Origin of the sequence: Aeoliella fuhlenseeensis (assembly GCF_052161615.1) — a bacterium.
Taxonomy (GTDB): Bacteria; Planctomycetota; Planctomycetia; order Pirellulales; family Lacipirellulaceae; genus Aeoliella.
This window is the reverse complement of the sequence record NZ_CP197417.1, coordinates 4,683,465-4,707,887: the sequence shown is the minus strand read 5'-3', so window position 1 is coordinate 4,707,887 and position 24,423 is coordinate 4,683,465. Positions and strand designations below refer to the sequence as shown.

Genomic DNA, 24,423 nt, shown 5'->3' with positions numbered 1-24,423 from the left:
TTCGCGTCTGGTTGCACGGCGGACATCCGAGATGGTTCCTAAACTACCACAGTTGCCCGGACGCCCGAGGTTGTTTCTCCGGTTTACGTAGCTTCTACGCCACAAATTGCTAGTCAGCGATTGTCGGCACGCTGTTTGCAATTCCCATTCTCTCGGTGCAACAGGGAACTCCGCCCCGCTGCTCCCTGCCGATGTGTAACCCCTCGCTGAATTGCATATTCCATGTCTCGCCAAACGATGATCGAATCGCTCGTCAGGTCGGCCTACCGACGTTATGGCTACACGCAACTCGACAAAGTCGATTGTCATGTGGACCGTAGTACGTTGGTGCTAACCGGCGAATTGCCAACGTATCATCTGAAGCAAGTGGCGCAGACCATTGCAATGTCGTTGCCGCAGGTTGCCTACGTCGACAATCGGATCACGGTGCCGGCACCCATGTCGAATAGCGCTGTCCAAGCGCTGCCCCAAGGTGGCTGAACGAACTCGCCACCCCACAACTTTTCTTATCGCCCCGCAGAGGAATGTAAGGCTGAGAATTAAACGGAAGGATGTTGATGCCATGAACTGGGATCAAATCGAAGGCAAATGGAAGCAATTTCGCGGCAAGGCCCAACAGCAGTGGGGCAAGCTGACTGACGACGACCTCGACGTGATCGATGGTCACCGCGAACAACTCGCCGGCAAGCTCCAGGAGCGTTACGGCTACGCGAAGGAAGAGGCGGAGAAGGAAGTCGAGAAGTTCGCCGGTAGCTGCAGCAGTTGCTGACGCCGCCGTTTAATTTCCTTCGCACAACACGCCGTTTCTCACAACTCATTCCATAGGTAGGAACCCAATCATGTTACGATCCAAATTCACCACTTTCGTTTGTGCTACTGTTGCCGCTGGACTATTCAGTGTCGCGAGCGCGCAAGTCAATCCTGTGCTTCCGCCCGCCGGTCCGGTAGAGCGTGAAGTCCAGAAGCCGAATACCGGTAACCTGGGTCAGATCGACTCGGTGACCTCGGGTGCAACCGTCCGTGCCAGCCAAATGATTGGCATGGCGGTGCATGACGCTCAGGGCGAATCGGTCGCCGAGATCAATGATCTGGTGCTCGATCCTCGCACTGGCAAGATTCGCTATGCTGCTGTGACCTACGGTGGTTTCCTGGGTATGGGCGACAAGCTGTTCGCCGTTCCGTTCGAAGCCTTCACTACCCAGTCGGACCCGGACGATGCCGATGAGGTCATCTTGGTGCTGAACGTCAACGAGCAGACGCTCGAGAACGCCCAGGGCTTCGACGAGGACAACTGGCCCAACTTCGGCGACAAGTCGTTTACCGACCAGCTCGATAAGCGTTATGGAGTCGACCGCCAGTCGCGGATGAACAACCCTGAGGGTCGTCCGCGAGTGAACGTAAACATCAACCGCCAATAAGGGGTTGGTTCTTGGTGCACACAATTTGGTAAAGCCCGCCGTCGCGAACCCACCCTGCGTGTTCGCGGCGGCTGCTTTTTTAAACGTCCGACGTAGCGGATCGCCCGGGGCTATCGATGCCCCTGTAATGAGGAAATCCGTCGCCGCAGCACGGGTAGCTGGCTACAATATCGGGCGGTGCACCAGTTGAAAAACAAGTCCTATTGCTTTTCCCGTCGTTGAACTTCAATGGCCGATACTGCGACACCAACTTCTGAAAATTCCGCCGATGCCGCGCCCCCGCGCGAGTTGCATGTGGTCGCTGTGGGCGCATCCGCTGGGGGTCTCGAGGCGCTGGAGGAGTTCTTCGGTGCATTGCCTAGCGACACCGGCATGGCCTTCGTGGTCATCCAGCACCTGTCGCCGGACTTCAAGAGCCACATGGAAGAGCTTCTCGCCCGCCACACACGGATGGCGATTCACCGTGTTGAGAACGACATGGTGGTGGCTCCGAACTCGGTCTATTTGATCCCACCGAAGATGGAAATGGTGATGGCCGATGGGCGATTGCTCATTACCGAGAAAGGGAAAGATCGCGCCTTCTTCCATCCGATCGACCAGTTCTTCCGTTCGCTAGCCGATGATGCTGGTCCGCGAGCGGTCGGTGTGGTGCTGTCGGGGACGGGGAGCGATGGTTCGCGCGGCGTGCGAGCGATTCACGAGGCAGGAGGTTTGGTACTGGTGCAGGACGACCGAAGCGCCAAGTTCGATGGCATGCCGCTCAACGCGCAGGCCACCGGCGTAGCGAGTGCCGTGCTGCCTCCCAAGGCGATCGCCGAGTCGCTGGTGAACTGCGCACGCCAAGGTTTCAACGCGAGTTCGCTGGAAAAGCAATTTGTGCCGGCCGCCGAGGTGGGGCTCGAGCGTATCTTTCAGCTCCTCCACCAGCAGCATGGAATCGATTTCTCGCACTACAAGTCGACCACCGTTGGGCGGCGGCTTCAGCGGCGCATCGACTTGCTGAAGCTTCCCAGCATGGAAGCGTACCTGGAACTCGTCGAAACTGACTCGGCTGAGCTCAACGATCTGTATAAGGACCTGTTGATTGGCGTGACGAAGTTCTTCCGCGATCCCGAGGCGTTCGAGGTCCTGGAGCGGCAGGTGATTCCCGCGTTGCTCGAAAAGCACGACATCAAGCAGCCTATACGGGTGTGGGTTGCCGGATGCGCGTCGGGGGAGGAGGCCTACTCGCTCGCCATCTTGATGGACGAAGCCGTTCGCAAGCGAGGTGTCCAGCGGGAATTCAAGATCTTCGCGACCGACGCCCACCATGTGTCGCTGCACGCCGCGGCCCGTGGCGTGTTTCCTGAGGAGACGCTCAACGAACTATCGGACGAGCGTCGCGAACGATATTTCCGCAAACAGCGCGATGGTTACCATGTGACCCGCGAGCTACGGCAAATGATCGTGTTTGCGCCGCACAACGTTATTAGCGACGCCCCGTTCACGCAAATGGACTTGGTGACTTGTCGCAATCTGCTCATCTACTTGCAGCCCAGCGCTCAGAAGAAGGCGCTGGCACTGTTTCACTTTGCCCTAAAACCTGGTGCGACGTTGTTTTTGGGTCCCAGCGAGTCGCCTGGCGATTGGAGCGACGAGTTCGACACGCTCGATAAGCGGTGGCGAGTGTACCGCAAGCGACGTGATGTTCGTTTGCCGATCGATGTCCGCATGCCGCTGCTTGGCTCGACGGAAACGTTGCCCCGTGCTTCGATCAATCCGGCGCTCGCGCGGACGCCACGCATCGATGCATCGTTGCTGGGGACCTACGACCGGCTGCTCGACCGGAAGATGCCTCCGAGCTTCTTGGTGAGCAGCGAGTTTGAAATCCTGCACATTTTCGGCGGAGCCGAGCGATTCATGCAGCTTCGCGGAGGCCGGCCAAGCACTCAACTGTTGCAGTCGGTGGTCGAACCGTTGAAGCTTGCCCTCACGGGGGCGCTACAGCACGCTTTGCAGAAGCACGACGTCGTGAAGTACACGGGCTTGCAGATACCCAACGACGACGGGGTCGAAAAGTTCAACATTAGCATCGAGCCCATTACCGACCCGGCGACCAAGGCCGTAAGTTTATTGGTGGAGCTAGAATCCGTCGGGCAAGCGAAGCCGCACACTGCCGAAGTGTCCGAAGTCAGCGTCGATCCCTCGTCCCGCGAGCGCGTTTCGACCCTGGAGTCGGAACTGCGATACACCCAGGAGAATTTGCAGGCGACCATCGAGGAGATGGAAACCTCGAACGAAGAACTACACGCCACGAACGAGGAGCTCGTAGCTTCGAACGAAGAACTCCAAAGCACCAATGAAGAGCTGCATTCGGTCAACGAGGAACTCTACACCGTCAACGCCGAGCATCAGCGTCGAGTCGAAGAGCTCGCCGAGGCGAACGACGACATGGACAACCTGCTCGCGACGACGCGTGTGGGTGTGGTGTTTCTCGACGACGAGATGTTCATTCGCCGCTACACGCCGGAGGTAGCGAAGATTTTCCACCTGGGTCCGCAAGACGTGGGAAGGTCGATCGAGGGCTTCCTGCATTATCTTGCCGATGAGGGTGTGATTGACGTACTGCGGACGGTGCTCCAAGAGCAGGAGGAGCGCGAGCTGAACGTCGAAGATCGGACGGGTACGCCGTTCTTGCTGCGTGTGCTTCCCTACCGATCGGGGAGCAACGTGCATGGCGTCGTGATGACGTTGATCGACATCAGCTCGTTGATGAAGGCACAGTCGGAACTCGAACGCTTTCGCTTCATGGCCGAAGAGGCGTTTGATGCCCAGGCGCTGGTCGACCCGACGGGCCGGCTGGCGTACGTGAACCCTTCGATGTGCAAATGGCTTGGCTACTCAAGCCGCGACCTCAAGGGCAAACCGGTTGCCGACATCGAGGCGGGTGGCGACGGCGGCGTGCTTCAGTACTTCGCACGTACCGATACACCGCTCCGCCAGCCGCTGTTCGAGTCGGAGTGGCGGCGAGCCGATGGCACGCTGCTGCCGGTGGAGATCAGCGCGTCGGTCGTGAAGTTCCGTGGCTCGCGGTTCGTCTATCTCAATGCCCGCGACGTTACCTCGCGCCGCGATGCCGAGCAGGAGATGCGAGTGCAGCAGCTGGCCATCGAGTCGGCGCAGAACGGCATTCTCATCTCGGATGCAACCCAGGAAGATAACCCCGTTACGTTCGTAAATCCGGGCTTCGAAACGCTGTCGGGTTACACAGCCGACGAGATCATGGGGAAGAACTGCCGGATGCTGCAGGGCCCGAGTACGGACGAGGCATGCATTCGCCGGATCCGCGAGGCGATCGCCGGGGGTAAGCCCATTCGCGAGACCATCTTGAACTATCGCAAGGATGGCACGCCGTTCTGGAACGACCTGCAGATCACGCCGGTGCAGGACCGGCAAGGCCGGTTGATTGCGTTCGTGGGTATCCAGCACGACGTGACCAATCGTGTCGAATCCGAGGCGAACGCACGGTACGATTCGGAGCGGACGCAGGCGATCCTCAATACCGCAGCCGAAGGCATTTTTGGCATCGACCACGAAGGCAACTGCACGTTCTGCAACGCCTCGGCTGCCAAACTGTTGGGCTACGGTTCCACCGAAGGCCTGGTGGGTCGCAACATGCACGAAGTGATCCACTATGCGAATGGCGTGCGGATGTGTGGCGACGACTGCGACCTTTCCAGCGCAGCCAATCGTCATCAAGCCACGTTCGATGCGAGTGAAACATTCTGGCGGAAAGATGGCAAGCCGGTCCGCGTCGAGTACTGGAGCAGCCCGCTGGTGAATCGCGGGCAGTTCGAAGGAGCCGTGATTTCGTTCCAGGACATTACGGAGCGAATCGCGCTTACCAGCCGGCTCGAACACATGGGGCAGATGATCAATGCCTCGCACGACGCGATCATCGTGTGGGAGCTCGATGGCGACATCGTGTCGTGGAACGCCGGGGCGACGAAGCTCTATGGGTTCTCGGCCGAGGAGGCGATTGGGCAGCCGGTGAATACCTTGCTCTCGACCATCCACCTGACTGAGTGGGACGAGATTGCCAAGGCATTGTCGGAGCGGGGGGAGTGGATCGGCAACCTGGAGCACACCACGCGAGCGGGCAAGCACGTGGTAGTCTCGTCGCGGCATCAATTGTTGAGGCTGCCCGACGGACGCCGGCACGTCTTGGAGATTAACCGCGATGTCACCGCACAGATCGAAGGCCGCAAGCAACTAGAACAGGCCAATCGCATCGCCGAGCAGGCGAGTGAGGCAAAGTCGGCGTTCCTGGCGAATATGAGCCACGAGCTCCGCACGCCGATCACCGCCATGCTGGGCTTCGCGGATATTTTGCAGCTCGAACTCGAAGACCCCAAGATCCTAGAGAAAGTCGCCACGATCAAACGCAATGGCGAGTTCTTGCTCGCTTTGCTGAGCGATATTCTCGACCTGTCGAAGATCGAGGCTGGCAAGCTTCGTGTTGAGCGCGAGCAAGTGGACGTGGTCGAACTGCTTGGCGACATCAAGACGCTGATGGGCATGCGAGCGCGGGCCGAGGGCATTCCGCTTTATTTTCACTACCCCAGTGAGCTCCCGCGTCAGATCACGGGCGACAAGATTCGGATTCGCCAAGTGCTGGTGAACCTGATCAGCAACGCGATCAAGTTCACCGATCACGGCGAAGTGCGTGTGACCACTTCGGTCGTTCGCCACGACAATGGAACTGGTCCTCGACTCGAGTTCGCCGTGTCGGACACGGGTATCGGTATGACGGAAGAGCAACAGTCGAAGCTGTTCGAGCCGTTTACACAAGCCTCGCAGAACACGTCCAATCGCTATGGTGGCACAGGCCTGGGCCTGAGCATCAGCAAACGGCTTGCCGACTCCATGGGAGGAGAGATCCGTGTCGAGAGTACGGAGGGCAAGGGAAGTTGCTTTACGCTGTCGCTTCCGATCGAAGACCGTCAGCTTCGCACATTAACGCATCCGAAGTCGGGCGCGACGAATGGCGAAGTGACTAACGGCAACAAGTCGCTACCGCAACTCGATGGCAATATTCTGCTGGCCGACGACCGCCGGGATGTGTGGCGGTTTGTGAAGTACTTCCTGGAGTCGGCGGGTGCGAAAGTGACCATTGCCGAAGATGGTCGCCAAGCGGTGGACGCCGCGATGCGGCGTCGGCAGGAGGGCGAGACGTTCGACCTGATTCTAATGGACATGCAAATGCCCATCATGACCGGGCACGAAGCCGTGAGGGCACTCCGCCAGGAAGGCTTCCAAACGCCGATCATCGCCCTCACGGCCGACGCGATGGAGGGCGAGCGGCAGGCGTGCCTGAGTTCGGGCTGCAACGAGTACGTCACCAAACCAATCGACGGCGAGGACTTAGTGCAGTTGGTGGCCCGGTTCCTGGACGGCGAAGGTTAGCCTCAGGTGCCTCGTTTGCCCAGTCTGCCATTTTTCGCCGTCGTCGCCATACTAACTCTCCAGTTCCGGCTCTACCGTTATATTCGTCCTAATCCGCTGCCCATAAACAACTTGCGCCCTGGGAATTGCCCGCGACTAGCTGCGACGCCCTGCGATTAGGTATAGTTGTGCGATGAGCCTCTGCGTTGTGCGGGGGCTCGAATGATTTCAGACCCACGCGCGGCAGCCAGTGTGCTGACGCGATCTAGATGATAGAAGCATCCATCCCGGTCGGCAGCCCCGAGCAGCTCATCCTCCTATTCGGAACGTCGGACCAGCATCTCCGCCGCATTCGCGAGTCGACCGAGGCTAAGATTTCCACGCGCGGTGGCAAAATCCACCTCAGCGGTCCCGAGAGCGCTGTATTGCACGCCACGGCCATCTTCGAGCAGATGCGCTCGGCGATTGCGAGCGAGGGCGCGCTGATGCCCCACCGCGTCGACGAGATCATCGGCAACGTCGTGGGCAAGTCGCACAAACTCAACTCCCGCCCCGTCGACGTGAAGCACGCCGGCCGAACCGTCCGTCCAAGGACGCCGGGCCAGGAAGCGTACGTCGAGGCGATTCGCAACCACGACCTCGTGTTCTGCATCGGCCCGGCCGGTACCGGTAAGACGTATCTCGCTGTCGCCACGGCGATCGAAGCGTTCAAGGCGCAGCAGATTCGCAAGATCGTGCTGGTCCGCCCCGCGGTTGAAGCCGGCGAGAGCCTGGGCTTCTTGCCCGGTGACTTGCTGTCGAAGATCAACCCGTACCTTCGCCCGCTGCTCGATGCGCTGGGCGAGATGATCGACTACGATCAAGTGAAGCGGTACATGGCCGACGACATCATCGAAGTGGTGCCGCTTGCCTACATGCGTGGTCGTACGCTGAATAATGCCTTCATCATTATGGATGAGGCTCAGAACACGACCGTCTCGCAGATGAAGATGTTCCTCACCCGCATGGGTCAGAACAGCAAAGTCGTGGTGTCGGGCGATACGTCGCAAGTCGACTTGCCGTCGCATACTCGCAGCGGTCTGACCGACGCCATCGCGCGGCTCAAGCACATTTCGGGCTGCGCTCAAGTGATCCTCTCGCGAGAAGACATCGTGCGGCATCGGCTGGTTGCGGAGATTGTCCGCGCGTACGAGGAAGGAACCGGTTAACGGCGACGAACGCCAGGCTAGTCCATGTCATCCCCCACACCCAGAAAAACACGTAGCGAACGCGTCGCCGCGGTGGAATTACCGCCGGGCCGATTGGCTGCGCTGTTACACAATCTGCGGCGTGGGCCGGTGCTGTTGCGATTGGCGATCTGCGCGCTGGTGGCCGTGTTCTTGTGGGTCATTACCGCGAGCTGGGCCCCGCCACTCGACTATCACCTGGGCGAGATTCCCCACCGCAACGTGGTCGCCCGGACTAACTTCTCGGTAGTCAACGAGGAAGAGACCGCCCGCGCCGTACAGCGAGCCGCCGACACCGCGACGGCCGTCTACACACAGAATCCCAAGCCGATCATCGAGCTGAAGAATCGCGTGCTGAACGAGCTCGCTCAGCTAGCGGGTGCGGCATCGCTCGACGCGGCGGACGCCGCGATTTGGAAGAGTTACCAACCGGTGCTCGCCGAAGGAACGCCTGCCCCCACCGAGGCCGAGCAGGTCGAGCAGTTCGTGGCGTTCAAGAAGCAACTGAACGACGACACGGGCAAAAAGATCGACGCGGCGCTCAACACGGTGTTCAAGCCACTCGAGCAATGGGGAATTCTCAAGGAGCTGCCGCGCGAGGACCTGGCGACCAGCACCAACATCCTGATCCAGCAGCCCGATAGCAAGGAGTTCCCCGATCAAAAGCAGATCAACGACGTGCTGCTGGTCAACGTGCGGGACCAGTTGCAGCGGCGGTTGCAGCAGGAGCTGCCTTCGCTGGACCTTGCGACCAAGGTGTTTGCGCGACTTTCGGACCTCCCCGCGACGCTGACGCTCAACGAAGAGGCCACTCGCATTGAACGCGAGAAGGCAGCGCAAGAGGTGCTCGCCAGCCCCGTGATGCGCGAGATCGTAGCGGGGGACACGCTGGCCAGGGCCGGCCGACCGATTTCGGATGCCGACTTCGCGCTCATCGAAGCCGGGTACAAGCAGGAGATGAACAACCTGACGTGGCAGACGCGGGTATCGCACTCGGCCGCTACGTTCGGCATGTACCTCGCGCTCTATACGTTGTGCGGCTTCTATATTTACAAGCTGGACCCTCGCATTCTTCGTGAACTCGGTCGATTTGTGGGCGTCCTGGCGACGGTGGCAATGGCCGTCGCGCTGATGACGCTGACGTTCCGCTATCACCGCCAGGCGGAGGTCATTCCGCTGTTGCTCTTTGGCATGACGATGGCCGTGGCGTATTCGCAGCCACTCGCACTGCTACTTTCGAGCGCGGTGACGCTGATCGCCGTGATGTCCACGGGCACCGATCTGCACGAGGCGCTCGTGCTGATCGCGACCACTGCGGGCGCGATCATCGTGCTCGACTCGGTGCGGACGCGGAGCAAGCTGTTGAGCGTTGGTTTCGTCGCCGCCGGGGTGGCGTTCTTTACGAACATTGGCGTTGGTACGCTCGCCGGCGATCCGTTCCTGCCGACGCTGCATGTCGCGCTATGGCTCGCGCTGTGGGCAGTGATTGCCGGCTCGCTGATGACGTGCATCCTGCCGCTCGTCGAGAAGCTGTACAACGTCCAAACCGATCTCAGTTTGCTGGAGCTTGGCGACCCCGCTCACCCGCTGCTGCAAGAACTCGTTCGCCGGGCGCCGGGCACCTACAACCATTCGATCAACGTCGCCTCGCTCGCCGAAGCGGCGGCCGAGTCCATTGGCGCACGCGGCCTGTTGGTTCGCGTCGGTGCGTACTTCCACGACATCGGCAAGATGCTCAAGCCGGGGTATTTCATCGAGAACCAAAGCTCGGGCGGCAACCGCCACGACTCGCTGGTTCCCGCGATGAGCACGCTGGTGATCATTGCGCACGTGAAAGACGGTGCCGACCTTGCCCGGCAGAATCGTCTGCCCGAGCCAATCATCGATTTCATCCAGCAGCACCACGGCACCACGCTGGTGGAGTACTTCTACCGTCAGGCGACCGATCGCCGCGAGAACAATCCCGACGCGGGCGAAGTGGACGAAAGTTCGTTCCGCTATCCGGGCCCCAAGCCGCAAACGAAAGAAGCCGGCGTGTTGATGCTGGCCGACGCGGTGGAAAGCGCTAGCCGGGTGCTGGTGGAACCGACGCCGTCACGCATCGAGAACCTGGTGGAAGAACTCACTCGCAAGCGTCTGCTGGATGGGCAGTTCGACGAGTGTGGACTAACGCTCGAAGAAGTGCGTAAAATAGGCGACAGCTTGGTCAAATCGCTCACCGCCGTCTACCACGGCCGCGTTCGCTACCCTGCGGAGAAGAGCGCGAAGACAGGTTGAGAAGACAACTCCAAACCCTCGACCAGGCTTGGTCGGGGCTATGTGAGAATCGCCAATTATTCGACAGCTGCCTCCTAGCCACTGCGATAAACTGTAACGTTAACAACACGGAACGATGATCGACATCGCGATCACCAGTCGCCAAGACCTCTTAGAAATCGACACCGACCTCGTCACCGAGGCGTGTCGCAAGATCGCCGAAGGCGCGGGGCACACGGCGGCGGCCATCAGCATCACGCTAGTGGACGACGACGAGATGCAGGTGCTCAATCGCGAGCATCTCGACCATGATTACCCAACGGACGTGCTCAGCTTTCCGCTTTCGGCTCCGGGGGGAATGCTCGAAGGCGAGATCATCGTCAGCACAGCCACGGCGATCGCCAACGCCCAGGAGTATGGCAATCGGGCCGTCGACGAACTGCTGTTGTACGTGGTGCACGGCATGCTCCATCTCGTCGGACTCGACGACAAGACCGAAGCTAAAGCCCAAAAGATGCGACAGGCCGAGGCCTACTGGCTCGCCGAGCTCGAAATAGATCACGCCCGAATTGAGTCGCTGGTCTATCCCACCGAGCTTCCCCCCTGTGAAGGAGAACCCACGCGGTGACGCTCGATCCGCTACTGACGGTGGCCATCGTCAGTGCCGCCCTGGTGTGTTTCCTTTCCATCGGCACCCGCGTGCTGCGCGGCTTCTCACGCCACGAACTCCGCGAACTGTGCGAAAAGCACAACGACGTCGATCTGTTTGGCGAAGTGCTTCGCTCGCACGACCGCGTGGCCCTGGCGCTCGACGTGCTGGTGGTGCTCGCGACTACGACTTTTACGGTCGGGTCCGTGGCGTGGGCATGGGCGAAGGAGGGACTCGAGCTGCCACTCGCGTGGACCACCGTGGTCGGACACGCGCTGGTGCTGGGGCTGATCCTGATGTTCATCCGCGTCGCGGTGCCATGGACCACGTCGCGGTTGTTCTCGGCCCACGTGCTGTATTACTGCTGGCCGCTGTTCTCGGTGCTGTCGGTCCTGGCGAGCCCCATCGTTGGTTTCGCCCAGCTGCTGGACACGGTGTTGCACCGCGTGATTGGCCGCGACGCCCCGCAGCTCGACGAAGAATCGCTGGAAGAAGAAATTCGCACCGTGATCACCGAGGGCCAGCGCGAAGGCCTGCTGGAAATCGAAGCCCGCGAGATGATCGAGGGGGTGATCGAACTCGCCGACGCCGACGTGGTCGAAATCATGACACCGCGAACCGACATGCACACGGTGCACGTCGAGATGTCGTGGGACGAACTGATGGCCGACGTGATCGAGGCGGGGCACACGCGCATCCCCGTGTACGATACCAACCGCGACGACATCATCGGCGTGCTGTACATCAAGGACCTGATCCCAGAGTTGATTCGCGACCCCAGCGAACCCCGCACGCCGATCCGCGACTTGGTTCGCAAGCCACTGTTCGTGCCGAAGACCAAGGCGGTGGACGATCTGCTGTCGATGTTCCAGCAAGAACGAACCCACATCGCCATCGTGCTCGACGAGTACGGCGGCGTGACGGGCCTCGTGACCATCGAAGACGTGCTCGAAGAAATTGTAGGCGAGATTGTCGACGAGTACGACGAGGACGTCGAAGAGGTCATCGAGCAGAAGGAACCGGACGTGTTCGAAGCCGCCGGCCGGGCACCGGTGGACGAAGTCAATGCGGCGATGAACATCGAACTGCCCGACGATGGCGACTTCGACACCATTGGTGGGTTCGTCTTCAGTGAGTTCGGCCGCGTCCCGGCGGTGGGCGAGTCGCTCGTGTGGAACGATCTTCTGAAGATCACCGTCATCGAAGCCACCCGCCGCCGCATCGACCGAGTGCGCCTGGAGCGCCTCTCCGCCGGCACGCGTGAAAGTGCGTAGGACAAATCACCAACGCAGCTCAGGCCTTCGTTTGGCGAGCCGGGAGCGTAAGCGACCGGAGGAAAGTCCCGTCACTCGCCTAACTCCGGTCGCTTACGCTCCCGGCTCGCCTTATTCCGTGGTGAGCTCTCGCGTGGTATGAAGCTCTCTATCCGATTCCCATCTTCCAACTGAAGTTACCCGTCTCCTATGTACTGGCTCATCCTGTTCTACTACCTGCTGCTCATCGTCATCGCCGCAGCGGGGCTGGTGATCAGCGTGTTTGGCTTGCCGGGGCTCTGGCTCATGGTCGCGGCTGCGGTCGGCTACACGCTGGCGGCGGGCGACGCGGTGCTTGGTTGGCAGGTGGTTGCCGTGCTAGCGGTCCTTGCGCTCGCTTCGGAGATATTCGAGTTTCTAGCCGGTGCGGCGGGTAGCTCGAGCGCGGGAGGTAGTTGGCGGGGAATCGTCGGTGCCGCCGTGGGTGGCATTGCGGGTGGCATCGTCGGAGTTCCTATTCCTGTCGTTGGTCCCATTCTGGGGGCGATCCTCGGCGCGGCGATCGGGGCTGGCGTGCTGGAGCTCACCAGCGGTAAGACCTCGATGGAGCAGGCCGGCCACATCGCCGTTGGTGCCGCGAAGGGACGCTTCTGGGGGGCGCTCAGCAAGCTGGTATTTGGTACCATCATGCTGGTGGTGCTCGTGATTTATGCGTTCCCCGTTCCAAGCGATTTGGAAGCCGTTCCGGCAATCGAAAGTGCGCCTGCGAACCCCGACCAGGCTTGGTCGGGGCTATTCGAGAACCAAGTATGATAGCACTCGCGACGGTTTGCACTTGACGCTCCTGCGACCTGTGGCCTACCCTCCGCCGCCTCGTCTTGTGGCCGGCGGTGTCGGCCGCGCTTCGGTCCTTCAACCGATGGTTCGCAGAATACATGACTCGCCTCGAAAAAATCTTCCTCAGTGTCCTTGGGTGCGTACTAGCCACGACGATCGGCTGCGCATCGCTTCCTGCGCAGATGCCGAGCATGCCAAGCATGCCGTCGTTCGCGAGCACCGCGGAGCCGGGCACCGCGGAATGGTGGAAGAAGAACCAGAAAAAAGCGACCTACGTGCAGGGCATGGGCTATCAGGTCGAAGGCGTGCCGGGCTACTTCGATAAGCGTGGCCAGCCAATGGACGCGCCGATGGCCGAAGAGGCGCTGGTGCACAACGAGGACGACAAGGCACCCGAAGGCCTGCTGCCGGGCCTCGATCCCAAGCTCCAGTACGAGAAGGCGAAGTCCGTTGTGGGCCTGGGCCCCAACCAGCAGAAGGCCCGCGACGCCTACACCGAAGCCGACAAGCTGTACGCCGAGGGCAAGTACTCTCGCGCGGCGAAGAAGTACAAGGAAGCCGCAGAGCGGTGGCCCAACTCGACCGTCGAGCAGCAGGCCATGTACCAGGAGGCCAACTGCTACTTCTACGACGACCGCTACATCGACGCCCGCGACAAGTACGTCGAGCTGATGGAGAAACATCCCAACTCGGGCCAAGTCGACAACATCATCGAGCGGATGTGGGCGATGGGGCAGTACTGGGAAAACTACGAAACCAAGCACCCCGACACGCCGATGACCCCCAATGGCATCGACAAGACCCGGCCTTGGTTCGACACGCTCGGTCACTCGATCAAGACCTACGAGAACATCCAGCTCTACGACCCCACGGGTCCACGAGCGGACGATGCGATCATGGCGATCGCGGGGATCTACTTCCGCACGAATCGCTACAACGACGCCGACCACTACTACGAACTCCTGCGTCAGCAATACCCACGCAGCGACTTCCAGTTCGAGGCCCATCTGCTCGGCTTGCAAGCGAAACTTCGCAAGTACCAGGGTCCCGAATACGATGGCAAGCCGCTCGAGGAAGCCAAGAAGCTCGCCTCGCAGCTAGGCTCGCAGTTCGGCCGCCGCCTGAGCGCCGAGGAACGCGAGCGACTGCAAGAAACCCAGAACCAAGTCGCCCGCGCTATCGTCGATCGCGACATGACCATGGCGAGTCACTACGAGAACACGGGCCACTATGGTGCCGCGAAGATTCACCTGGCCGAAGTGATCAAAAAGAATCCGGACACAGAGCTCGCCGCCGAGGCTCGTGAAAAGCTCACCGCCATCGCCGAAGAACCGAACGTGCCGACCGAACCCGCGAAGTGGCTGATCGACATGTTCCCCGAGAACCCCGAACGGACCCGTGTCGCCCGCGTCCCCGAACTCCGCGATTCGCGTGGCGACAACGACGCGCCGAAGGAAGAGGGCGAAGGGACAATCCTTCGCTAATCGATTCTCCAATGTGGGAGGGGTCTCCGAACCCGATTCGTTATTCCATGCTACGTGCGACGGCATTCCTGATCCTGGCAATCGCCGTGCAATCGGCGGGCTGCTCCGCTTATCGCATGGGGAGCGAGTCGCTCTACGCGCCGGACGTGCAGACCGTGTACGTGCCGATGATCGAGTCGGATAGCTACCGCCGCGATTTGGGCGAACGTCTGACCGAAGCGGTGGTCAACGAGATCGAGACGAAGACGCCTTATAAGGTGATCGCCTCGCCGGCGGCCGACGCGGTGCTCACCGTTCGGCTGCACGACGACATCCGCCGCGTGGTGGCCGAGGATCCGTTCGACGCGGTCCGCGCCAGCCAGAACCAGTTGACGGCCGAAGTGGTGTACGTCAACCACCGCCGCTCGGGCTTCGCGGCCGCCCCCCAGTTCATCGAGATCCCGCCCGAGTTTCTAAGCCAGACCTCGATCATGGTCCCCGCGGTGGGCCAGACTGTCTCGTCGAGCCAACAAATCGCCATCGAACGCATGGCCCAGCAGATCGTGGGCTCGATGGAAGAAGCTTGGTGAGAGGCGAGCCGGAAGCGCCTCTTCCAGGAAAGCAGCGCCCGGAGCTTGATCCTGCTCGGTCTTCGTGGCTCACGCAGGCCTTACTCGTCTGCGACGACAATGTACGCTTCGTACTTCTTGAACAGCTCTTCCGTCTCCCGTATAAGCTCACCCGCCCCGCTATCGTCACCGTCTTGCAAGAACTTAAAGGCGGTGTGCAGGTTGCGAATGCACTCCTCTAGCTTCCCCTTGCCAACTTCCGACGGCGTCAGCTCGATAAAGTGTTCGAGCGCATCGTAGGCCTCGGCAAACGCACTCTCGGTTGTTGTGCCAAACTCGTCCTTGAAGTCGGCGTCGATCATGCCGAGGAACAACAGGTGGTTGGCGAGTTCGCTGGGTTTGGTGTAATTCGACATGGATTGTGCTCTGCGATTCGGTCCGATCTCAAGCGAATTCACGCATATCTGAGTGGTGCTCACGTGCCGACATTTTACCGCGAGTGTCGTTGAAACGACAGGAAGTGCCCCGAACGTTGCCATCTTCGCCCGTCGCGCGATATCCTAAACCCCATGCAAAACCCCTTCGCCCCCTCGTCGTTTCCCATCCGCCCCGTCGCGCCCCGCGCGAACGAGTGGCGGCTGCGTACGCGGACGCTTGCGCTTCCGCCGCTGCCGTTGTGGATGGGCATTGTGAACGTCACGCCCGATAGTTTTTCGGATGGCGGGCGGTACTTTGAGCCGGGGCCGGCGATTGAACAGGCCCTCGCGCTCGTCGAAGGAGGTGCCGACATCCTCGACATTGGGGGCGAGAGCACTCGGCCTTACTCCGACGAGGTCGATGCAGAAGAAGAGCTTCGCCGTGTGCTGCCGGTGATCGAGCACCTGGCGCGCGAGGTCTCGATTCCCATTTCCATCGACACCCGCAAAGCCTCGGTGGCCCGCGCGGCGATCGATGCGGGGGCGGAGATCGTCAACGATGTCACCGGCCTGGAAGGCGACCCGGCGATGCTGCCGCTGGTCGTGGCGACCGGCGTTGGTGTCTGTGCGATGCACATGCAGGGCACCCCGCAGACCATGCAGGACAACCCGCAATACGACGACATCGTGGGCGAGATCCACCACTACCTGCGAATCCGCCGCGACGTGCTGATGGCTGCGGACGTTGATTTGTCGCGGATTTGTCTCGATCCCGGCATCGGGTTCGGGAAGACGCACGAGCACAATCTGACGCTGATGACCGAGTGCCGGCAGTTTCACGATTTGGGCTGTCCGCTCCTGGTGGGGCACTCGCGGAAGGGATTTCTGAGTAAAATCGTAGGAGACGCCGAGTCCAACCGCGACGCCGCGACGATCGGAGCGGCCCTGTCGCTCGCTCGCCAGGGCGTGCAGGTCATCCGCGTCCACGATGTCTGCCCGGCCCGCGAGGCGGTGCTAGCGTTTGCCGCGACCGGCGGGCTGGCGTGAACCTCGCCCGCCGCGAGGGGCACTATTGCTAGCACAAGTTCGGTTGACCGGCCGCCGGAAACTCACGATACTCCCCGCCCCTCTCTCTATCGATTGAAAAGTCGAATGCCGACCACCCAAGAACCCGACCTCGCCACCTACACCCTCACCGTCGCCGAACAGGCGCGGGATGCGTCGCGCGCGATGGCGTCGCTCGATGGTGCCACGAAGATCGCTTGGCTACGCGGTGCCGCGGCTTTACTGCGCGAGAACGCCCAACAAGTGATCGACGCCAATGCCGAGGACATCGCCGCCGCGCCGGGCTACGGACTCTCCGCCGCCGCGATTGATCGCCTGCGACTAACGCCCGATCGCATCGAGGACATCGCCAGCGCGCTCGAAGACGTAGCCGCGCTCCCCGATCCCATTGGCAGCGTGATCCATTCCACCGTGCGGCCGAACGGCCTGAAGATCGACAAGGTTCGCTGCCCGCTCGGCGTGGTGTTCTTCATTTACGAGTCGCGCCCGAACGTCACGGCCGACGCCGCCGCGATTTGTGCGAAGGCCGGCAACGCGGTGATCCTTCGCGGTGGCAAAGAAGCCATGCATTCGAGCCGCGCGATCGTTGATCTCTTGGCTCAAGCTGCCACCGAACATGGCGTACCCGAACACGCCGTGCAGCTCGTCAGCACCACCGACCGCGAAGCCGTTGGTCACTTCCTGAAGATGAACGACCTGATCGACGTCGCGATTCCCCGCGGCGGCGAGGGACTCATCCGCCGGGTCGTAGCCGAAGCGACAATGCCGGTGATCAAGCACTTCGATGGCAACTGCCACGTGTACGTCGACGCGGACGCCGACCACGACATGGCCGAGGCGATCATCGTCAACAGCAAGTGCCAGCGGATGGGCGTGTGCAACGCGTGCGAGTCGCTGCTGGTGCACGCCGACATCGCGAGCGAATTCCTCCCCCGCATTGGCAAAGCACTCACCGAGCACGGCATCGAGATGCGAGCCTGTCCCAAGTCTCGCGCGCTGATCGCCGGGGCGCAACCAGCGACCGAGGCCGACTACGCCGCGGAGTTTCTCGGCCCGCTGATTTCGGTGAAGGTCGTCGGCTCGCTCGACGAAGCCATCGCCCACATCAACAAATATGGCTCGCACCACACCGACGCCATCGTCACCCGCAGTCTCGAATCGGCTCGGCGGTTCACTGGCGAAGTCGACAGCGCGGCGGTGATGGTCAACGCCAGCACGCGGTTCAACGATGGTGGCGAGTTTGGCCTGGGTGCCGAGATTGGCATCAGCACCGACAAGTTCCACGCCCGCGGTCCCTGCGGCATCGAAGAGCTGACCACTTACAAATACATTGTCCAAGGCACCGGACAGGTCCGCGGATAACCAAGTTCCAGTTTTCCCCTAGCGCTAATGGATTAGCAACATGGGCGACATGCTGAGTCAAGAAGAAGTCGAAAGCCTGCTGAGCGAGGCGAAGGTCACCGCTGCCGCCACGGCTACCGCCACCGCCACGGCACCAGCCCCGCGTGCTGCTGCGCCCGCACCGATGCGGCCTCGCGAAAAGATTACTCCGTACGACTTCAAACGCCCCGAGCGCGTCGGCAAGGAGCAGATGCGGGCGTTGCAAACCATGCACGAGGGTTTCGGCCGTAACTTCGGCGCGGGTCTATCGGCGCTATTGCGTTCGATCGTCGAAGTGAAGCTTACCAGCGTCGACCAGTTGACCTACAGCGAGTTCGTGTTCAGCCTCGAGAACCCGACCTGCTTCAACTTGATCACGGCCAATCCGCTCGAAGGCCAGTTGATTCTCGACATCAACCCGTCGTTGTTGTTTCCAATCATCGATCGGCTGTTGGGAGGTGGCAACACTCCCACACCAGCCGCCCGCCGTCCGCTGACGGAAATCGAACTCCGCTTGGTCCGCCGCATCACCGACCTGTTTCTCAAGGAGATGCACCGGGCTTGGGAGAACGTCCTGGAGCTCGAACTGAGCGTCGACCGCGTGGAGAGCAACCCGCAGCTCGTGCAGATCGTCCCGCCGAACGAAGTGGTGGTGCTCATCAGCTTCGAGCTGACCGTCGGCAGCGTCCGCGGCATGATGAATCTGTGCATTCCATTCAACTCCATCGAACGCATCGGCAACAAGCTGAGTGCCAATAGCTGGGTTGCCATCAGCAAACGCCCGGCCACACGCGAATCGATCCAGCAACTATCCGACCAGATTGGCCAAGCCGTGGTCGAGCTGGTGGTCGACCTCGCCGACACGAACATCTCGACCGCCGACCTGTTGAACCTCCGCGTCGGCGACATCGTTACCACCGAGAAGGACGTCCACACGCCGCTCGTGCTCCGGGTCGAAGGCCAACCAAAGTTCACTACCACGGTCGGAGCGTTCAAAGGCCGCAAGGCGATCCGCGTGATGGACGAGATCGAAGAGTACCACGTCGCGATCGGAGACGATTACCCGGCGGTGGCGAAGGGGAAGTAGGCCACATACTTCAATAGCCGGAGGCACACCTGCCACCGCGAAGCATTGGGGCAAGCGGCACCCTCAGCGAGTGTGTGGACGGTTGACGGAATCCGCGATTCTCCAGATCAACCCATCTTTGCGGTCTCCGCACCCCAAATTCCCCGACCGCCGATTCCGCAAACTCTGACAGGCGGTCGATCGATGCGCCCATTGTTTACCCCGCGACTTTCCGCTCCTATAATACGGGCTTATCTATCCCGCCGCCTCCCGTAGAGGATTGTTATAGTGCCTGAGAAAGTTGTGATCGTGGGCAGTGGCCCTGCTGGTTGGGCTGCCGCCATTTACACCGCTCGTGCGAGCCTCGAGCCGTTGGTGTTCGAAGGGGCCATCACCGAATCGAACCGCATTGATGGCACGTTGCCGCTGGGACAGCTCAACCTGACCACCGAGGTCGAGAACTATCCGGGCTTCCCCGCCGGCGACATGAGCCACTACCTGCGCGACGCCCTCGACGAGGACAACGCCTGGCTCGCCGACATGCATCAGAAAGAAGGGTGCAGCGGGCCCGAGCTCATGAACCTGATGCGCAAGCAGGCGAAGAACTTCGGCACTCGCATCGTGACCGACGACATCGTCGAGGTCGACTTCTCGAAGCGTCCATTCCGCCTCAAGCCCTCCGAGGGCGACTGGATCGAAACCCAAGCCGTGATCATTGCGACCGGTGCTCGGGCGAATTACCTGGGTCTCGAATCCGAGAACAAGTACAAGAACCACGGTGTCAGTGCGTGTGCCGTGTGCGATGGCGCACTCCCCCGGTTCCGCAACAAGCCGCTCGTCGTAGTGGGTGGTGGTGACACCGCCGTCGAAGAAGCCGATTACCTGTCGAAGTTCGCGAGCACCGTCTACTTGGTCCATCGCCGCGATGAGCTTCGCGCCTCGCAGATCATGGCCGAGCGTGCGAAGAACAATCCCAAGATCGACATCCTCTGGAACACCGAAGTCGGCGAAGTGCTCGGCGACGACACCGCCGGCGTTACCGGCGTGCGACTCAAGTCCACGGTTGGCGAGCCCGACCGCGAGGTCGAAGTCGGAGGCATGTTCGTCGCGATTGGTCATACGCCGAACACCCGGTTCCTCGAGGGCAAACTCGAGATGACCGACAAGAAGTACCTAAAGTGGACGGTGCCGTTCCGCACCAATACTAGCGTCGAAGGCGTATTCGCCGCGGGCGACGTGGCCGACGACTACTACCGTCAAGCGATTACCGCCGCGGGCACGGGCTGCATGTCGGCACTCGACGCCGAGCGTTGGCTCGCGGCACTGGGGCTCCACTAAGCACGGGGCGTGAGGGCAATTTTTCACAGGGGGTTCGAGATGGTTCCAGCAACGCGACGCGATTTCTTGAAGGGTGCCGCGGCTTTGGCGGCGGCAACGGTAACGCTGCCTCGATCGGCACCGGCGGAACAGGCCAAGGGGGGGAGCGCGATGAAGTTCGCCATTTGCAACGAGACCTTCTTCGACCTCAAGTGGCCGCAAGAGAAGATTTTCGATTTCGCCGCCGAATGCGGTTACCAGGGTGTCGAGGTCGCGCCGTTTACGCTCAACACGGACGTGACCAAGATCCCTGCGGCTGAGCGGACACGACTCCGCAAAGCGGCAGACGCCGCGGGCATCGAGGTGTGTGGCCTGCACTGGATCCTGTCGAAGACCGAGGGGTTCAATCTGACGACGGACGATAAGGACGTGCGAAAGAAAACGTCGGTGTACCTTGGCGAGCTGGCACGACTGTGCCGCGAACTTGGTGGCGGCGTCATGATCTTCGGCTCGCCCATGCAGCGAAGTCGGCCTCAGTCGATGAGTCTGGTCCAGGCGTACGAAAACGCCGCGGCCACGCTGACGGATGCCATTCCGGTGCTCGAAGAGACGAAGGTGAAGATCTTGATGGAGCCGCTCTCCCCATGGGAAACAAACTTCCTGCTCGATGCGCACAGTGGAGTTCACCTAGCCAAGATGGTCGACTCGCCGCAGGTCGGCATGATGATCGACTGCAAGGCGATGTGGGCGATGGAGCCCGAGCCGATTCCCGACGTGATCCGTCGCTATAAAGATTGGTTCGGCCACTTCCATGCCAACGACCCGAATCTTCAGGGCCCCGGCTTCGGCGAACTCGACTTCGTGCCGATCTTCGAGGCGCTTCGCGAGGTGAACTACGACAAGTGGGTGTCGGTCGAAGTGTTCGACTACACACCGGGACCGGAGAAGCTGGCGATCGACAGCATCAATTACATGAAAGAGTGCTTGGCAAAGGTCAGCTAGCCTGCCAAGCCTAACATTCGCGACGCAATCAACTTCTCACCAACACGTTACAGAGGGAATATCGGCCATGGCGGACGAATCCAAAGGCTTGCCGATGACGGCAAAGTGGGACCCAGCGCGAGTCCAAGCCGAAATCGCCGAACTCGACGCCCTCGATCGACGCCCTTTCTTCTCCCGGGTTGGAGGCTACATCAAGCGTACCGGCCCGGGCTTGCTGCAAAGCGCGATGACCCTGGGCGCGGGTAGTGCTGCGGCGAGTGTCGTGGCTGGTGCCTCATTTGGTTACAAGCTGCTGTGGATACAACCGGTCGCCATGTTTCTCGGCGTCTGCATGATGGCGGCCCTAAGCAACGTCGTGCTGACAACTCAAGAACGTCCCTATGGGGCATTTGGCCGCGAGACAAGCCGGATACTTGTCTTCTTGTGGGCGCTCGGAACGATTGTCGCCTCGGTGGTCTGGCACTTTCCACAGTATGGTCTGGTCGCGGGCGCTGCGCGCGACCTCGCCGATCTTGCGGGCGTGCAGTCGTACGCCGCCGAAGGCACAGCGAGTTGGCTTAGTTTGGGCTACACAAATGCGGGACTCCTTGTCGGCTTGGTCGCTGGTATTACGATCCTGCTGGTGAATATGGCCACCACTTTTAGCTACGGCGGGAGCGCGTGGGGCGTGAAACTTTACGAATGGTTTCTTCGCTGCATGATTGGGTTGGTAATCCTGGCCTTTGGTGTTGTTGTGGTCGCCAACTTCAACAAGATTGAATGGCTGGAAGTCTTTCGCGGATTCACCGGCTACTATGGCATTCCCGAAGCGGAGGGGTCCACAACACTGGTACTGGGCATGCTGGGTGCCGCCGTCGGTATCAATATGACGTTCCTCTACCCCTACTCACTGCTTGCCAAGGGCTGGGGACCGCACCATAAGAAGCTCGCGCGCTGGGACCTCGGGATGTCCATGTTCCTGCCGTTCGTGCTGGTGACTTCGCTGATCATGCTCGCCATGACCGTCAGCGGCGTTCACATCCCTGGAAGCGAGTTGGTTCGTTCCGATCTAAAGCCTCTGGATGCAGCTGCCTCGTTGCAAGGAGTAATGGGCGAACGCATGGGGCGTATCGTGTTCGACCTAGGTCTCATCGGAATGGCTTGTGGTGCCATTAGCGCTCACATGGTGGTGTGCGGTTTCACTTGGTGCGAGATGCTCGGTCTCGAGTACACCAAATGGCGTTTCCGGCTGTCCGCGATGACCCCGGCTATTGGCATTATCGGTGTTTTCACGGCCTTGCCGATTTGGTTCCCCATTTTCGCCTCGGCGATTTGCTTTAGCATGCTCCCGGTCGCGTACTTGCTGTTCTTGATCATGAACAACAAGCGGAGTTACATTGGCGATGCGGTGGGGCATGGCGTTGGACGGCTGGTGTTCAACTTGATCCTCGTGGCCGCCCTGACCATGGCGACGATCGGAGCGGTGATCCAAGTGAAGTCCCGCGTCATCGATCCACTGATGAAGGACACTAGCGCCGCACCAACGGCTCCCGTCGAACCCGAGCCTTCCGCCGTCGACGAAGACGCAACTGAGTAAACCCACCTGACCCGATGGAACCCCCACTGATGGACCGACTTTCTGTTAACGATGCTCGCAAGCCGGACACCATTGGTAAGCAGGTGCGACTGTCGGGGTGGATTCGAACGCGGCGGGATTCGAAGGGTGGGTTTAGCTTCCTGGAGCTGAACGATGGCTCGTCGCTCGGCAACATTCAGGTGATCGCCGATGGCTCGCTCGCCAATTACGAGAACGAGATCAAGCACCTGTCGGCGGGGTCGAGTGTCACCGTCGAAGGCGAAGTGAAAGCCTCGGGAGGGCAAGGGCAAGCGACCGAGATCCACGCCGCGAGCGTCGTGGTCCACGGACTCGCCGACCCCGAGAAGTACCCGCTTCAGAAGAAGCGGCACACCATGGAGAAGCTCCGCGAGTGGGCGCACCTTCGCCCGCGGACCAACACGTTCGGCGCGGTAATGCGAGTTCGCAATCGCATCTGCCGCTCGATTCACGAGTTCTTCCAGGGGGAAGGCTTTCTCTGGATCCACACTCCCATCATCACCGCGAGCGACTGCGAAGGGGCGGGCGAGATGTTCCGCGTCTCTACGCTCGATCCTGATAAGCCTCCGCGCACGCCGGCGGGCGGTGTGGACCACGCGAAAGACTTCTTCGGACGCGCCGCGTATCTCACCGTTTCGGGACAGCTCGAGGGAGAGATCTACGCCACAGCGCTGGGAAAAATCTATACGTTTGGCCCCACCTTCCGTGCCGAGAATAGCAACACCTCGCGGCACCTCGCCGAGTTCTGGATGGTGGAACCCGAGGTCGCATTCTACGAACTCACCGACAACATGGACCTGGCCGAGCGATTCCTTAAGCGGATCGTCTCCGACGTGCTCGCCGATTGTGGCGAAGACATGGAGTTCTTCCAGGAGCGAATCGACAACACCACGCTCGCCCGGCTTGAGAAGGTCACGGCGGGCGAGTTCCACCGTGTTACTTATACCGAAGCAATCGAGCTGCTCACTACGTCGGGGCAGAAGTTCGAGTTCCCCGTCCAGTGGGGCAGCGACCTCCAAGCCGAACACGAACGATGGCTTACCGAACAGCACTTCGGCGCGCCGGTGATTCTGTACAACTACCCGGCAGCGATTAAGCCGTTCTACATGAAGGTCAACGACGACTGCGAGCCCGGTCGGCAGACGGTGCGGGCGATGGATGTCCTGACGCCGGGCGTCGGCGAGATCATCGGCGGAAGCCAGCGCGAAGATCGACTCGACGTTCTCGAAGCCCGTATGCGTGACCAGGACCTCAACCTCGACGACTATTGGTGGTATCGCGAACTCCGCGAGTTTGGCACGGTGCCCCACGCTGGTTTTGGTTTGGGGCTGGAGCGAATGGTACAGTTCGTCACCGGCATGGCGAACATCCGCGACGTAATTCCATTCCCCCGAACTCCCGGAAACGCGGAGTTCTAGCACCTGCCGATACCATTTTTTCGGACAGTCGCTCGCGAAACGTCGGACGCTCCACCGCGAGGAAGCAATC

Annotated in this window: 19 protein-coding genes; 18 read left to right on the top strand and 1 reads right to left on the bottom strand. The window is 60.8% G+C overall.

Annotated features, from left to right (window positions below):
• Positions 1-222 precede the first annotated feature (222 nt).
• From SH292x_RS18360 to lptE, 11 genes are all read left to right on the top strand, one after another.
• Complete coding sequence (locus SH292x_RS18360) at positions 223-480, top strand: BON domain-containing protein (protein WP_442482476.1); 258 nt, start codon at positions 223-225, stop codon at positions 478-480.
• Between the two features lie 82 nt (positions 481-562).
• On the top strand, positions 563-769 hold the full coding sequence (locus SH292x_RS18355; RefSeq protein ID WP_442482475.1) for a CsbD family protein: 207 nt from the start codon (positions 563-565) through the stop codon (positions 767-769).
• Between the two features lie 70 nt (positions 770-839).
• Positions 840-1,418: a PRC-barrel domain-containing protein gene (locus SH292x_RS18350; protein WP_442482474.1), complete on the top strand. Its 579-nt coding sequence runs from the start codon at positions 840-842 to the stop codon at positions 1,416-1,418.
• A 228-nt stretch (positions 1,419-1,646) separates the two neighbouring features.
• Positions 1,647-6,863 carry a PAS domain S-box protein gene (locus SH292x_RS18345; RefSeq protein WP_442482473.1) on the top strand — a complete coding sequence of 1,739 codons (5,217 nt, stop codon included), beginning with the start codon at positions 1,647-1,649 and terminating at the stop codon, positions 6,861-6,863.
• Between the two features lie 248 nt (positions 6,864-7,111).
• Positions 7,112-8,050: a PhoH family protein gene (locus SH292x_RS18340; RefSeq protein ID WP_442482472.1), complete on the top strand. Its 939-nt coding sequence runs from the start codon at positions 7,112-7,114 to the stop codon at positions 8,048-8,050.
• 24 nt (positions 8,051-8,074) lie between these two features.
• The gene (locus SH292x_RS18335; protein ID WP_442482471.1) at positions 8,075-10,345 is read left to right on the top strand and encodes an HD family phosphohydrolase; all 2,271 of its coding nucleotides are present in this window, start codon (positions 8,075-8,077) and stop codon (positions 10,343-10,345) included.
• A gap of 115 nt (positions 10,346-10,460) precedes the next feature.
• On the top strand, positions 10,461-10,952 hold the full coding sequence (ybeY, locus tag SH292x_RS18330; RefSeq protein ID WP_442482470.1) for an rRNA maturation RNase YbeY: 492 nt from the start codon (positions 10,461-10,463) through the stop codon (positions 10,950-10,952).
• Complete coding sequence (locus tag SH292x_RS18325) at positions 10,949-12,247, top strand: hemolysin family protein (RefSeq protein ID WP_442482469.1); 1,299 nt, start codon at positions 10,949-10,951, stop codon at positions 12,245-12,247. Before ybeY ends, SH292x_RS18325 begins: the two co-directional genes overlap by 4 nt.
• Positions 12,248-12,436: 189 nt before the next feature.
• Positions 12,437-13,039, top strand: a complete 603-nt coding sequence (locus tag SH292x_RS18320; protein WP_442482468.1) for a DUF456 domain-containing protein — start codon at positions 12,437-12,439, stop codon at positions 13,037-13,039.
• Between the two features lie 122 nt (positions 13,040-13,161).
• Positions 13,162-14,547 (top strand): outer membrane protein assembly factor BamD, encoded by a 1,386-nt coding sequence (bamD, locus tag SH292x_RS18315; protein ID WP_442482467.1) that lies wholly within the window; start codon positions 13,162-13,164, stop codon positions 14,545-14,547.
• 47 nt (positions 14,548-14,594) lie between these two features.
• Positions 14,595-15,116 carry an LPS assembly lipoprotein LptE gene (lptE, locus tag SH292x_RS18310; protein ID WP_442482466.1) on the top strand — a complete coding sequence of 174 codons (522 nt, stop codon included), beginning with the start codon at positions 14,595-14,597 and terminating at the stop codon, positions 15,114-15,116.
• A gap of 80 nt (positions 15,117-15,196) precedes the next feature.
• Here the strand turns inward: lptE and SH292x_RS18305 are convergent, their stop codons facing one another.
• A complete protein-coding gene (locus SH292x_RS18305; protein WP_442482465.1) occupies positions 15,197-15,511 on the bottom strand; it encodes a hypothetical protein in 315 nt (104 codons plus the stop codon).
• A gap of 153 nt (positions 15,512-15,664) precedes the next feature.
• Here SH292x_RS18305 and folP point away from each other — a divergent pair, with 153 nt between their 5' ends.
• The 7 genes from folP (at position 15,665) to asnS (ending at position 24,353) form a co-directional block, all read left to right on the top strand.
• A complete protein-coding gene (gene folP / locus SH292x_RS18300; protein ID WP_442482464.1) occupies positions 15,665-16,558 on the top strand; it encodes a dihydropteroate synthase in 894 nt (297 codons plus the stop codon).
• 105 nt (positions 16,559-16,663) lie between these two features.
• The gene (locus tag SH292x_RS18295; protein ID WP_442482463.1) at positions 16,664-17,938 is read left to right on the top strand and encodes a glutamate-5-semialdehyde dehydrogenase; all 1,275 of its coding nucleotides are present in this window, start codon (positions 16,664-16,666) and stop codon (positions 17,936-17,938) included.
• 40 nt (positions 17,939-17,978) lie between these two features.
• On the top strand, positions 17,979-19,043 hold the full coding sequence (gene fliM, locus SH292x_RS18290; protein WP_442482462.1) for a flagellar motor switch protein FliM: 1,065 nt from the start codon (positions 17,979-17,981) through the stop codon (positions 19,041-19,043).
• 267 nt (positions 19,044-19,310) lie between these two features.
• The gene (locus SH292x_RS18285) at positions 19,311-20,360 is read left to right on the top strand and encodes an NAD(P)/FAD-dependent oxidoreductase (protein ID WP_442482461.1); all 1,050 of its coding nucleotides are present in this window, start codon (positions 19,311-19,313) and stop codon (positions 20,358-20,360) included.
• 39 nt (positions 20,361-20,399) lie between these two features.
• Entirely contained in the window at positions 20,400-21,341 is a 942-nt protein-coding gene (locus SH292x_RS18280) for a sugar phosphate isomerase/epimerase family protein (protein WP_442482460.1), read from the top strand.
• Positions 21,342-21,408: 67 nt separating this feature from the next.
• Positions 21,409-22,917: a divalent metal cation transporter gene (locus SH292x_RS18275; RefSeq protein WP_442482459.1), complete on the top strand. Its 1,509-nt coding sequence runs from the start codon at positions 21,409-21,411 to the stop codon at positions 22,915-22,917.
• A gap of 29 nt (positions 22,918-22,946) precedes the next feature.
• Entirely contained in the window at positions 22,947-24,353 is a 1,407-nt protein-coding gene (gene asnS, locus SH292x_RS18270) for an asparagine--tRNA ligase (RefSeq protein ID WP_442482458.1), read from the top strand.
• The last annotated feature ends 70 nt before the right edge of the window (positions 24,354-24,423 follow it).